General features: G+C 55.3%; 5 protein-coding genes. 3 read left to right on the top strand and 2 right to left on the bottom strand.

Annotation, left to right across the window (positions count from 1 at the left end; translation table 11 throughout):
• The first annotated feature begins 74 nt into the window (after positions 1-74).
• From ABJL60_RS06065 to ABJL60_RS06055, 3 genes are all read left to right on the top strand, one after another.
• Entirely contained in the window at positions 75-1,241 is a 1,167-nt protein-coding gene (locus tag ABJL60_RS06065; protein ID WP_348373534.1) for an OmpA family protein, read from the top strand.
• An 882-nt stretch (positions 1,242-2,123) separates the two neighbouring features.
• Positions 2,124-9,281: a cadherin-like domain-containing protein gene (locus ABJL60_RS06060; RefSeq protein WP_348502100.1), complete on the top strand. Its 7,158-nt coding sequence runs from the start codon at positions 2,124-2,126 to the stop codon at positions 9,279-9,281.
• A gap of 328 nt (positions 9,282-9,609) precedes the next feature.
• Positions 9,610-11,466 (top strand): Hint domain-containing protein, encoded by a 1,857-nt coding sequence (locus ABJL60_RS06055; protein WP_348375344.1) that lies wholly within the window; start codon positions 9,610-9,612, stop codon positions 11,464-11,466.
• Positions 11,467-11,479: 13 nt separating this feature from the next.
• On the opposite strand, the gene ABJL60_RS06050 is transcribed toward ABJL60_RS06055, so the two are convergent.
• Together ABJL60_RS06050 and ABJL60_RS06045 are read right to left on the bottom strand one after the other, a co-directional pair.
• Complete coding sequence (locus tag ABJL60_RS06050) at positions 11,480-12,079, bottom strand: nucleotidyltransferase family protein (protein ID WP_348375343.1); 600 nt, start codon at positions 12,077-12,079, stop codon at positions 11,480-11,482.
• A 3-nt stretch (positions 12,080-12,082) separates the two neighbouring features.
• The gene (locus tag ABJL60_RS06045) at positions 12,083-14,503 is read right to left on the bottom strand and encodes an FAD-dependent oxidoreductase (protein ID WP_348375341.1); all 2,421 of its coding nucleotides are present in this window, start codon (positions 14,501-14,503) and stop codon (positions 12,083-12,085) included.
• Positions 14,504-14,602 lie beyond the last annotated feature (99 nt).

The following is a 14,602-nucleotide window of genomic DNA, read 5'->3' as shown; positions in this document are numbered from 1 at the left end:
TATGGGCAAAGATGTCGCAGCGATGCGGCACTATAAGACAAGACTTGGGGGACAGTCGGGCAATGATAAAAGATATGTTAACAAAGAATTTGCCGTGGGCCGCGCCGGTAGTGGCGATCGGGCTTGCTGCATCTGGCGTTTTTGATCGCGGCGAAAACGCCGAACCACAACAGGTTCAATCAACTGCAAATGTAGCCGCACCTGCTGCGGCAGTCGTACAACCACAACCTGCACAAGTCGCTGCCACGACTTCAGTTGTGACCGACGAAAACGAGGTCAGCCAGACGTCAAACCTTGCGACGTCCTTCAATAGCTTGACGGCTGCAGGTGTGTTGGATCAATCGGTTGTGGCCGAGCCTGCGCAGCCTACACAAGTCGCTGCTGTTGAACCTGCACCTGCCGCGCCGCGCCAACCGTCGCTTGACGATGATCCGGCCGGTTTCTTTGCTGCTGCACAGGCAAAGCTGGCGGCCAAGACATCATGCTACGAAGATTTGCGCAATCTGACCGAACAAGCGCGGGTATATTTCCCAAGCGGCGGTCTGACGGGCGGTGAACGTGGCATGGGGCAGGCGCGATTGATCGGCTTGGTGGCGCAAGAATGTCCCGGCGTTCAAATCATCGTCGAAGGCCATTCCGACCCGTCTGGCGATCCGGAGGTGAACCTGCGTCTCAGCCGCCAGCGCGCGGAAGCCATCGTGGCGCGTGTTGCGGCGTCTGGCATCAACACGTCCAATTTTATCGTCAAAGGTATGGGGCAATCGGTTCCATCGACGGTACGCGGTCCGAAGCCTGCCAGCTTTTATGACCGCCGTGTCGAATTTGACGTTGTGCAAACACGCGTCTCTGCGACTTTGAACAGCGCTGCACCACGTCCGCTTGCGCCCTGTGTTGCACAGCTGAAGGATGCCGTGTCGCAGGTTAAAGTGTTTTACGCGCCGCGCTCGATCACGTCGTCTGCATCTGACATGCAAGCTGCTTTGAACCTTGCGATCAAAGCATCGGCGTGCCCGCAGGCGCGTTTGCGTGTTGTGGGTCAACACACAGATCAGGAAGGTGTGGGCGAGACACCTGCAACGGGCCGGTTGCGTGCAGCCGCTTTGATGAGCGCGTTGGTCGGTCAAGGCATCGAGTCGACACAAGTCATCATCGCTGCGCCGTCATGGTCGCAAACAGACCCGGATCAGCCAGGCCTCAGCAGCAGCCGCATCGACTTTGATGTGATTGTCGACGAAGGCTGAACACGGCTAAAATTCGATCTACTTTGCGCGTTAAAGCACCTGGCACCTTGCCGGGTGCTTTTCTTTTTTGACGCCCTGTTTTTCAAATCTGGGTCCTCATTGATCCGGGGTCCGGATCGTCTGAAACCGAGCATTGTCTCGCGGGCACAGAAGGGGCGCTTTATTGATTTGATTCGTCTCAGATTGTGGCGATCTTCGCGGTTATGGCGAACCAGTTTTGGCTATTTTCAACGATTGGTTCTTTTTCATGAACAGCTTGTGAACAAAAAACAGCGACGGTTCGTGGGGGCTTTGCCAAGGCATAGTATTTGGCATTGTGGGTGGTTTTGGAAACAATTCTATTGCAGGGTATGTCCGACTTATGTGGCTCAATCCGCTAAACCCAAGGTTTGTAACGGATTTATTGGAAATTCCTTTGTTTTCATATCGAGAACGCAGATTCAATTGATGATTGAATCGTGGAAAATTACTCTACACACGCTCCGGTTGGAACGCATCAAATGTGGGATTTTAATCGTATTTTTCCCTTTTGCTAAAGGTCCTGCTTTGAGTATGAGTGAACCTGCCTAACTGGGGGGCGATGTCTGTAGGTCACGGGGGCGACCGCACAATGACGCATCAAATCAGATGCGGAGGACGTGCGTTCGCAGTGTTGTTATGCACAACATTTGTGACGTTTGTGTGAAGGAGTGTTTTAGGTCTTACAAAGGCCTAAATTACGCCCTTCTGATGGCCTGTTTTCAGGGCATTCCTCCTATTTATGTTGATGAACGTTGTGCGGGTCGCCCATTGACCAAGTGCATCGTCTCCGACGGGTTAAAAATTCAGAGTTCGCATGCGTGCGACAAGCGTGTTGTACGCAATAACGAGGAGCGATAAGATATGGCTGACAACTTCAATGACCCCTTTGCGGGAAACCTTGTAGGCCTTTGGGATTTCTTGAACGGGAGCGAACTCGATGACACGGGTGTTGCAGACGGCGTTAGCCAGGACGGTTGGTTGCACGGCAACGCAAACATCGCCGGTGACCAGCTGCACCTTGATGGAAATGGTGACCGTTTTGAAGTTGACGGCGAAATTGTAGGTAGTTCTGCCGGCGACAGCCCGAACGCTGGTGACGACGACCCGTTCCAGTTGGACGAAGGCACGCTCTCAATACAGTTCAATCAAACTGCGCATGTTGGTTCGAGCGATGACGTTGTCGTGTCACGCGGTGAAACGGCTGATATCGCTACCGAAGGTGCCTTTGAAATTCGTGTGTCCGAAGACGGTCGCGTTGGCGTCATGCACTGCGTGCCGGGTGACGATCTGATCCAATGGACAGACGCAAACTTTTTGGACCAAGGCGACGACGTCAAAGTAACCTACACTTGGGACATCAACAGCGGCGGTACATTCCGTGTTGAAAACCTGACGACAGGTGAAACACACAGCGTTGATAACAACGTGACTGGTCTGACAATGGATATTGGGGATCAAGACGACGAAAGCTGGACAGTCGGCGCACGTGAATCAGATGACGGTGTGCATTCGCAGTATTTCAATGGCACCGTTGATTATCTTGCCATCTATGACGTCGACATCATCAACAACCCACCAGCATTGCCTGCGGACGGTATTGTTGATGGTACAAACAATGCAGACCTGATTGACGTTAACTACAATGGCGATCCAGAAGGCGACCGCATCGACAATAACGACGAAATCCTCGCGGGCGAAGGCCCTCAGGACGATATCGTTGATGCGTTAGGTGGCGATGACACAATCAACTCCGGGGAAGGCAATGATGAAGTGTTTGCCGGAAGCGGCTCAGATTACGCCGAAGGTGGCACAGGTGACGATGTATTGTACGGTGATGGTGGAGCCGGTGGCCCAGACAACGGTCCGGACGGTGACGACACATTGTTAGGTGGCGAAGGTCAGGACACGATCTTTGGTGAAGGCGGAAATGACGTTCTTCTGGGCGGCTCCGGCGATGACAGCATCGACGGCGGCGCTGATGATGACCTGATCTACGGCGACAATGGCGACAATGGCGGCAATGGTGGAGGGAACCCTAATTCCGTCCAAGTCACCGAAGGCGACAGCAGCTTCTCTGTAGATTTTGACACGGATGACTGCGTACATACCGAAGATGTCTGGTTTGCAACCGAGGCCGGAGAACCGACAACGCTTAAGGTGAACAAATCCATCGAAAGCTATAACAGTACAGGGTTCAACGGATATGACACAGAAAGTGACGACGAAGCCGGCGAGGGTGACAACCTATACGCATTCCGCGGCACAGTTGTAAAATTCACGGTAAAAGTCAGCAACACCTCTGATGTGACGGCGACGGGTGTGGTTCTTGAAGATTCAATTCCCGAGAACATCGATATTTGGCAGCCTGGACAAGACACTGTTACCTCTGAAACTGGAGACGCTTGGAACAACACATTCTGGGGCAACAATTTCAATCCTGCGTTACTTGAAGTTGGCGACACATCAAACGGCACAGTTCAGATCACCGAACCTGGTTTGGCGCCGTCCGGGCAAATTCTTGGCGCAGGCAGCAGCTATGGGTTGCCAGAAGGACAAGTACGTTGGGAACTTGGCGAGCCGTTAGAGCCAGGTGAATCCGTTGAACTCGTCTATTACGGGATACGTGGTGCTGGTGCCTATGATTACGCAAATGGCACAGAGTTCGACACTCAAACCGTGATTGTTGAAGTCGACCAAGAGTTGTCGAACGAAAGCGTAACCGCTGATTCAGAGGCAGTGCGCTGGATTTCTCCGATCGCGTTTGACCTGAACGACAACGGTGAAATCGACACGACGGGTGATTCAACAGAGATCGGGCACGATTACAACGGCGGTGACACCGTTAATTTCGACCTTGATGATGATGGCACTCTGGATGAAATCGAATGGTTAGACGGCTCCGGTGACGGTTTGCTGATCGACTTGGACGTGGTTGCGGCTGAAGGCGGCAATGTTGACGGTTCAGCCCTGTTTGGCGACGAAGGCGGCGAATGGGCCAACGGTTATGAAAAACTGTCCGACCTGAAAGACACCAACAACGATGGCGTCGTTTCTGGTAGCGAGCTGGATGGTTTGGCCGTTTGGGTTGATGACGGCGACGGTGTTCTGGAAACAGGCGAACTGAAAACCCTTGACGAATTGGGTATTAACGAGATTTCGACCGCACATACTGTCGATAGCGAAGGCCGTATGGTCTCTGAGACCAAATTGGATGCGGAAGCACTTGGAACTGTTACCTATAGCCTCGAAGGCCCAGATGCGGGGTTCTTCCAGATTGATGAAGATACCGGCGAAGTCACATACGCAAATGGGTTTGTTCCAAATTTTGATAACCCGTCCGACCAAGATGGCGACAACATCTATGAACTTGTTGTGGTGCGTGATGGCGACAACCTGAGCGAACCGCAGCGTGAAGATTTGCGTGTTCAAGTCAACGACGAAGACGATACCAATGACGACGTGATTGCGGGCGGCACTGGTAACGATACGATCTTTGGCAACGAAGGCGATGATACAATCGACGGCGGCGCTGGTGATGACCTGATCTACGGCGACAATGGCGAAGATACGTCCGGTTTGCCTGCCGCGCGCGAAATATTCCAGTGGGATGACGCACCAGGCTTCGGCAATAATAATACTGCGTCTGACTTCACTCAGGACACGGGGAATGCAAATGTCACATTCTCAATCCTGAACGCGTCCAACGGCGTCATAAACAAGTATGATACAGAGACGCAGTACACATCAGACCTTGATTCTGGCGTAAACGAAAACGGGTCGTTCAACTCCGTCCTGAACGGTGACGTGAATTCAGCCACGTATGGCTGGAGTTCTGACACGCCAGTAGAAAACGTAGAATTCCGTATCAATGACATCGATGGCGATGGTCGTGTGGTTGTTCGCGCTTACGACGAAGACGGCAACCCGATCGAAGTGGTGTTGTCCGACGCGGGTTCCGATTTGGCCTTGTCCAATTCGGATGGTGTTCCGGGCAACGATACGGCGTCAAGCATTGATGACGATTACGCTGATGATGATGATCCGGCGCACTCTGTGCTTGTCACAATTCCTGGTCCGGTCGCGCGCTGGGAAGTCCTGCACGAGCAAGACGGCACCCTGAACACCGGTATCAACTTTACAGATATCGCCTACGACGTACCTGGCACAGCGGACACCAGCGGTGAGGCCGGTGATGACGTCATCACCGGTGGCGCAGGGTCTGACGTCGTGTTTGGCGAAGGCGGCGATGATACATTCATCGTGACCAGCGGCGCGGATGGTGACGGCGACGTTATTGACGGTGGCAATGGCCCCGATGAAACCACCGACAACGATGTGCTTGATTTGCGCGGTGCTGGTGTCGTTACCATCGACCAACAGGCCGATGCAAACGATGATGGTGCCACAACAGGTACTGTGACATTCGCAGACGGCTCGACTTTGGACTTTGAAGGCATCGAAACGATCCTGAGCGATCCACAGAACGAAGGCCCGACGGCGAACGACGACGACATCACTGTGGATGAAGATGACAGCGTCACCTTCGATCCAACAGCCAATGATACGGATCCAAACGGCGATCCAATCTCCGTCGACAGCTTCACACAGCCAGACAACGGCACCGTGACAGAAAACCCTGATGGAACTCTGACGTACACACCTGACCCAGATTACAACGGTCCGGATAGCTTCACTGTGACAGTGACAGACCCAAGCGGTGAAACCAGCACCTCAACAGTCAATGTCAGTGTGACGCCTGTAAACGATGGTCCTGATGCTGTGAATGACAGTGATGTGACGGATGAAGACACGTCTGTTACGGTTGATTTGCTGGCCAATGACACGGATGTTGAAGGCGACGATCTGGAAGTGACGGGGGCGACTGTGCCTGCGGATCAAGGCACGTTGGTCGACAATGGCGATGGCACGGTGACGTTTACACCAGCGCCAAACTTCAACGGCACTGCGACGATCAGCTATGCGATCACAGACGGCAATGGCGGCACGGACACGGCGATCCACGAGATCGAAGTGGCAGCCATCAACGACGATCCGATTGCAGTGGATGATCTGGCGACGACAAACGAAGACGAGCCGGTGACGATTGATCTGATCGGCAACGACACGGATGTCGACGGCGATCCTTTGACCATCGGCGAAGTCTCGGTCCCGGCCGATCAAGGCACGGTCGAGGACAATGGCGACGGCACGGTAACGTTCACACCAGCGCCAAACTTCAACGGCCCAGCCACGATCACCTACACGGTTGTCGACGGTCAGGGCGGTGAAGACGAAGGGACCGCGGTTGTGTCCGTGGGCGCAGTCAACGACGGTCCGGTTGCTGTGGATGACGCAGCAAGCACCGACGAGGACACGCCAGTCACCATCGATCTGGTTGGCAACGACACGGATGAAGATGGCGACGATCTGACGTTGATCTCGGTCTCGGTCCCTGCCGATCAAGGCACGGTCGAGGACAACGGCGACGGCACAGTGACGTTCACACCGGCGCCAGACTTCAACGGCGAAGCGACGATCACCTACGAGATCTCGGATAGCAATGGCGGCACCGACACCGGTGAAGCTGTGGTTGACGTGATCCCCATGAACGATGGTCCTGATGCTGTGAATGACGATGCCGGTGAAGTTGTCGTGGGTGAAACCCTCGTGTTTGATCCACTCGTCAATGACACCGACCCTGAAGGCGATCCGCTGACGATTACGGATGCGACTGTTCCTGCAGATCAGGGCACCGTAGAGATTGCTGGCAATCAGATCGAATTCACGCCAGCGCCTGACTTTGAAGGCGAAGCGACGATCACTTACACGATCGAAGACCCGGATGGTGGTTCTGATACCGCTGAAATCACGGTCTTTGTGCGTGACGGTATTGTGACGGGTACGGATGCTGGTGAGCTGATCGACGAGGACTACACTGGTGATCCGGGCAATGATCTGGTCGACAGCGGCGACAACGTGTTCTCTGACGATCCGGAAGACGAAGATGACGACATCATTGTGGCCGGTGGCGGCAATGACACTGTGATCGCAGGTGATGGTGACGACGACATTGACGGGGGTGAGGGCGATGACCGTCTGCATGCCGGTGATGGCGACGACACGATCGCAGGTGGAACAGGTGAAGACGTTATCGCAGCGGGTGACGGGGATGATGTGGTTGACGGCGGTGCCGACGACGATGACATCTCTACCGGTGACGGGTCTGATACGGTTGAAGGCGGGGATGGCGATGACGTCATTCTCACCGGCAACGGCGATCTCGCCATCGATGCAGGCTATCCCGGCTTGTTCTCTGGCGAAGATGGTACACCTGAAGCTGAAAACGACCGCGACTTCGTGGATGGCGGTGCCGGCAACGACACCATCAGCACCGGCGACGACCGCGATACGATCGTGGGCGGCACAGGTGACGACGTCATTGATGGCGGCATCGACGACGATGTGATCACCGGCGACGAAGGCGATGATCGTATCGTGGGCGGCGAAGGCAGCGATGACATCCAGGGTGGGATCGGCAACGACACCATCTACGCTGGCAATGACCCTGATCTGGGCCTTGATAACCTGAACATCGAAGATGATGGGTCGAACCCGTTTGGTCCGGATTTGCGTCCAGACAACGGCATCGACACCGTGTCTGGTGGTGAAGGCGACGATGTGATCTTTGGTGCAGACGATGCCGATATCCTTATGGGTGACGAAGGCAACGACTTTATCGACGGTGAGATCGACGACGACACCATCGACGGCGGTATCGGCAACGATACACTGCTGGGTGGCCAAGGCCGTGACGACATCAGCGGTGGGATCGGCAACGACAGCATCGATGGGGGCTCCGGTAAGGACCTTATTGATGGTGGCGATGGCGACGACACCATTGACGGTGGCACAGGCGCGGATGTGATCGAAGGTGGTGAAGGCAACGACCTGATCGACGGTGGGCTGAATGCCGACATCATCAACGGCGGTGCTGGCAATGACACCATCATCGGCGGCAACGGCGCGGATGTGATCGACGGCGGCGATGGCGATGATCAGATCGACGGCGGCACAGGCGACGATACCCTGAACGGTGGTGCTGGCAACGACAGCATCACAGGTGCAACGGGTGACGACGTTATCGACGGCGGAACCGGCAACGATACCATTGATGCTGGCAACGGCGGCGACGATGATCTGTCGGGTGGCGATGACCGTGACACGTTCATCAACGTCAATGCTGGTGACGTGGTCGATGGCAACGAAGGCGGTGACGACTTCGATACGCTTGATCTGTCGGGGTCAGCGCCAAGCGGCGGTTCCTTGCAAGTTGTCTTTGAAGATGCCAACCCTGAAAACGGTGTGGTCAACTATTTCGACAGCGACGGCAACGATGCAGGCCAGCTGACATTCACAAACATCGAGAATGTCATCCCTTGCTTCACACCGGGGACGTTGATTGCCACACCGAAAGGCGAACGCCGCGTCGAGGACCTTGCGGTCGGCGACCGGATCATCACCCGCGACAACGGCATTCAAGAGATCCGCTGGATGGGCGCCAAGGACATGAAGGCCGCAGACTTTGCGAAAGCACAGCACTTGCGTCCCATCATGATCAGCCAAGGTGCCTTGGGTGGCGGTCTGCCTGAGCGTGACATGATGGTGTCTCCGAACCACCGGGTTCTGGTGGCCAACGACAAGACAGCGCTTTACTTTGAAGAGCGCGAAGTTCTTGTTGCAGCCAAGTTCCTGACGGGTCTGGATGGCGTAGATGTGGTGGACGTAGCATGGACTACATACATCCACATCATGTTCGAACAGCACGAGGTGGTTCTATCGGACGGCGCTTGGACGGAAAGCTTCCAGCCGGGCGACCAAACGCTGGCTGGCGTGGGCAATGCGCAGCGCAACGAAATCTTCGAACTGTTCCCTGAATTGGAAACACGCGAAGGGATCGACGGCTACACATCCGCACGCCGGGCATTGAAAAAGCACGAGGCGGCGCTTCTGACGAAGTAAGCCCGCCTTGGGCAGCGTCTCCGGGGGCGGAGACGTAACGCATATGCAGCGACAAGATGCGAAGCGATTCGTATCGACGGGGAAACGGCGCAGGCAACTGTGCCGTTTTTTCGGTTAACAATAGCGCAAAAACAGGCAAATTGTTTCCAATCCCTACGTCCGCGTTAAGCATATGTTCAGGAAAACGCCAAGATCGACGGATTGTGATGCATCGTCCGGTTCTTTCCCATGGAAACTGTGTCAAATTGTACTAAATCCAACGACATGCGGTGAGGGCTGCATTTGTTTTTTAATTGTTTTTTGAATTCCGACAAGGAAGGCGACTGCCATGGCCAATATCGACGGAACGTCCAACAACGACACTTTGCAGGGCACAAATGAGGATGACGTCATCAATGCGATGAACGGTCAGGACGTTGTGTCTGGGGAAGGCGGCGACGACCAGATTGATGGCGGCGGCGGAAACGACCTGCTGTTTGGCGATGTGGGCGAAGGCACGGCACCGGGCGCTGACGCATCCCCGCTGACGTTGAACATCAACAATGTGCAGTCACAAACCTACACAGGCAACAACGCCAGCGCGGGCGATTCAGCGGTCTACAGCAATGTCGCCCAGCTTGAAGATGGCACGCCGGTCTGGGGCCGTTTGATTCTGGTATCGAAGTCCGACCCGAATATGACGGTCGATCTGACCGGTGGTCGTGGCTTTGAAATCTTGATGAACGGCAACGGCACCGGCGACACAGCCGAGTTCCGGTTCGAATTCTTTGATCCGGCAACAGGTGATCCTGTGGCGCTGAATTCGGTTGCGACCTTCAACGATCTTGACCGCAACAGCCCCACCGACCGCGAAGCCGTGACCTTGCAGGCCAGCAGTTTTTCGGCTTTTGGCACGTCTTCCGACACATCGCTGAACCTTGAAAATGGTCCCGGTACTGTCACGGCGGTCGGGGGTGAACAGAACAACCCCTCGGATCAAGACGCATGGTTTTCGGCGGAATTTGAAAACCGCGAATTCATCGAATTTTCGCTTGAGGCACGCAACACCAATTCCGGTTTCACCTTCTCTGGGGACCTGATCGACGATGCGGTGGTCACGCCGATCGAAGCGGGCGATGACACGATTGACGGCGGCTCGGGTCAGGACACGATCTTTGGGCAGGGCGGCGAGGATTCCCTGATTGGCGGGGATGGCGATGACCAGTTGGACGGCGGCGAAGGCAACGACACGCTGGAGGGCGGCCAAGGGCAGGACTTGCTGGATGGTGGGGCTGGCGCGGACAGCCTGAACGGCGGCGAAGGCGACGACCGTTTGTTTGGCGGCGACGGCACCGATACGCTGACAGCGGGCCCGGGCAATGACCGTTTGGAGGGTGGCAACAATAGTGACATCTTCAACTTCGATGCAGGTGGCAACCACGTTATTGTGGGCGGCGAAGACGCAGACGGGTCGGATATCGACATCCTTGATTTGTCGGGTGTGCGCACGAATGTCATCCAGACCGGTCCTGAATCTGGTCAGATCGAGTTTTTGGACGAAAACGGCAACATCACGGGCCGCACCGACTACACAGAAATTGAACAGATCATCATCTGCTTCACCCCAGGAACCCGCATTGCCACACGTCGTGGCGAAGTCGCAGTCGAGGCCCTGAAAGTCGGCGATATGGTGTTCACCCGCGACAACGGCATCCAACCTCTGCGTTGGGTCGGGCGTCGTGATTTGACCGCGCAAGATCTGGACGCTCACCCCGAATTTCAACCTGTGTTCATCCGTCAAGGCGCTTTGGGCAAAGGCCTGCCCGAGCGGGACATGTTGGTCAGCCCAAACCACCGCATGTTGCTGAATTCGGATCTGGCCGAGGTGATGTTCGAGGAACGCGAAGTGTTGATCGCGGCCAAGTACCTGACAGGGCTTGAGGGGATCGATCAGATCACAACCCATTCCATCAGCTATTTGCACCTGATGTTTGATCAGCATGAAATCATTCTGGCGGATGGCGGTTGGACAGAAAGCTTCCAACCGGGCGACCATTCGATGCGTGGCATAGGCGAAGCACAACGCGTTGAAATTCTGACGTTGTTCCCTGATCTAAGTACAATCGCTGGCATGGACGCATTCGGGTCCGCACGTATGTCTTTGAAAAAACACGAAGCACAGTTGCTGACCAAAGTGATGCAATAAAGCTATTGTATGATCAATCGCCGCGCCAAGCGGCCCAGTCTTCGGGCGTGTCTAAATCCAGACGCGCCCGTTTTCCGTTAAGGGGATGCAATCTGACGTCTGGCGCGGCTTTGATCAAGGACGCAGCCCCTTTGTCTCCGGCCAAAGTCCCAACCTGACGGGTCAAGGCGGGCCCCAATATTGTCGGATGCCCCGCTTGTCCGTCCTGCGTCGATGCCTGCAGTGCATCACAGGGGTGTGTCTGAAACGCCGTCAACATCTCTGCCATATCTTCTGTTGTGATGTCGGGCATATCTGCGGGCAGGATCATAGCCCCCATATGGTCCGCGGGCAGGGCGGCGATGCCCTTTTGCAAGCTGCGCGACATGCCGGCAGAGGCATCAGGTACAAAAACTCTGTGCACCTCCAAACCTTGCAACGCGTGACTGCGTGGATGATCGGCATTTGGCAGCGTCACATACACCGCATGCCCCGTTGCACTGGCCCGCGCAGCCATCGTGTGGACACACGGGGCGCCCATCACCATTTCCATCAATTTGTCACCGCCCCGCATCCTTGACGACGCACCAGCCGCAAGCAGTAAAATCGGAAGGGGGCGGGTTGCGTCAGGCATCCACTATGATCCGCGCATGCGCGCACCATCCGCATCAAACAGCGGTTGCGTCACAACATGTGCGTCGCGCATCTGGCCGAGTATTTCAATCTGAACAGCAAGCCCGTCCGCGACATCGGCAGTCGGCAAAAAGCCCAACGCGATGGATTTCTGCGCATGATGCGAATAGCCGCCAGATGTGCAAAAGCCAACGACTTTGCCATTCAACCAAACCGGTTCATAGCCTTGAACATCTGCATCAACAGCGTCGACTTCAAAGGCCACCAACTGGCGCACCGCACCTTGTGCCTTTTCCGCTTCACAGGCGGCGCGGCCAATGAAGTCGGTGTTCTTTTTATAGCTGATAAAGCGGTCCATACCCGTCTCCAACGCGGTATAATCCGGCGAAAATTCAGACAACCAAGACCCAAAGAATTTATCCAGCCGCAACGACATCATGGCGCGCATCCCGAAGGGCACCATCGCGTGGTTTTGTCCTGCGGCCCATAGGGTGTTCCACAGGTTGCGTTGGCCCATAGGATCGCAATAAATTTCAAAGCCCAAATCACCGGTGTAGCTGACGCGCTGCACAATGCAGTCTGTCATGCCGACGGTCATATGCGCCACATCCATGAACTTCATCGCGGACACATCTGTGCGGGTGCAGGCCTGCAAAACGTCACGCGCCTTTGGGCCTGCGATCTGGAATCCGTTTCGTTTATCGCTTATATTTTCGATGCTTACGCCGCTTTCCTCATGTTGTTTGAACCAGCGCCAATGGTTGGCTTGCGCCCCGTAGGATGCCGTCAGCTGGAAGCTGTCTTCGGACAGGCAGGACACCGTAAAATCGCCAATCAGCTTGCCTTTGTAAGACAGCATAGGCGTCAGGCTGAGGCGTCCGGGCTTTGGCATACGGCCGGCCATAATCTTGTCCAGCCATGCCCGCGCATTTGGGCCTTTGACGCTGTATTTGCCAAAATTGTGCACCTCGTTGATGCCTACATTTTGTCGAACGCCACGAACCTCGCGGGCGGTTGCATCAAATGCGTCCGAGCGGCGAAAGGACGGGGTTTCATAGGCAGGCTCGTCGCCTTGCGCAAAGTAATTGACAACTTCCAGCCCGTATTGCTGTCCCCAAACTGCGCCCATTTTTGTGAAAATATCGTACATGGGTGTGGTGCGATTGGGCCGTGCGGCGGGCAGTTCTTCATTGGGATAAGATACACTGAAGCGTTTTTGGTAGTTTTCGATGACCTTTGGCAAGGTATAGCCCGGCGAAATCCAATCTCCGAACCGTGCCACATCCATGGCCGTGACATCGCGTTCCGGTTCGCCTTCGATCATCCATTGTGCCAACATCAATCCCACGCCACCACCTTGCGAAAAGCCCGCCATGACGCCGCACGCGGACCAATAGTTGCGCACGCCGGGGACAGGGCCGACCAAAGGATTACCGTCAGGGGCAAAGGTGAACGGCCCGTGGATCACGTTTTTCACACCTGCGCGTTCCAGATCGGGAAAGCGTTTGTAGGCAAAATCAATGCTGTCTTCGATCTTGTCAAAGTCGTTGTCCAAAAGGTCCTGCCCAAAGGACCACGACGTGCCGTCAACGGCCCATGGACGGCATTTTTGTTCGTAAAAACCGATGCATAGCCCTTTGCCTTCTTGACGCAGATAGCTTTCGCCGGCGGGGTCCATGACATGGGGGTGCTCATGCCCGTCTTTCATCATATCGACAATCATCGGCACATCTTCGGTCACAAGATATTGGTGTTCCATCGGGTGCAGAGGGAAATAGATGCCTGCCATAGCGCCCACTTCACGCGCCCACAAACCGCCGGCGTTGACCACATGTTCGGCGTGGATTGTGCCTTTGTCCGTGACCACATCCCATGTGCCATCAGGGCGCTGGTTGGTTTCTTGCACCATTGTGTGCGTATGGATCGTGGCCCCGCCCATGCGCGCGGCCTTTGCATAGGCGTGGGTTGTGCCGGATGGGTCAAGGTGGCCATCCAAAGGGTCGTAAAGCGCGCCGATTATGCCATCCAGATTGGTCACAGGGGCGATTTTGGCGATCTCGTCCGGCGTGACGATCTCAGTCTCAAGACCCATAAAGCGGTGTTTGGCACGTTCCGCCAACAGCATGTCGAAGCGATCTTGATTGTCGGCCAAGGTGACGCCGCCGACGTGGTGCAGACCGCAGGACATGCCGGTTATCTCTTCCAGCTCTTTGTAAAGTTTGATGGTATACCCCTGAAGGGCCGCCATATTGGTGTCGCCGTTCAAAGTGTGAAACCCGCCCGCCGCATGCCATGTGGATCCAGACGTCAATTCGGACCGTTCCAAAAGCATCACATCCGACCATCCCAATTTGGTCAGGTGATACAACACAGACGCGCCAACGACGCCGCCTCCGATAATGGCAACACGGGTTGTGGTTTGCATGGGTAGGCTCCTTTGTGGTCTGGGTACAGAATAGCCACCGCGCAACAGCTGCATAGCGTAGTGGCGACAAAAAGTGTCGTATTTGTTGTGTGGAACCAA

Source organism: Ascidiaceihabitans sp., assembly GCF_039986515.1.
Lineage (GTDB): Bacteria > Pseudomonadota > Alphaproteobacteria > Rhodobacterales > Rhodobacteraceae > Ascidiaceihabitans.
The sequence above is the reverse complement of the archived record's forward strand: the minus strand, read 5'-3'. Positions and strand labels throughout refer to the sequence as shown.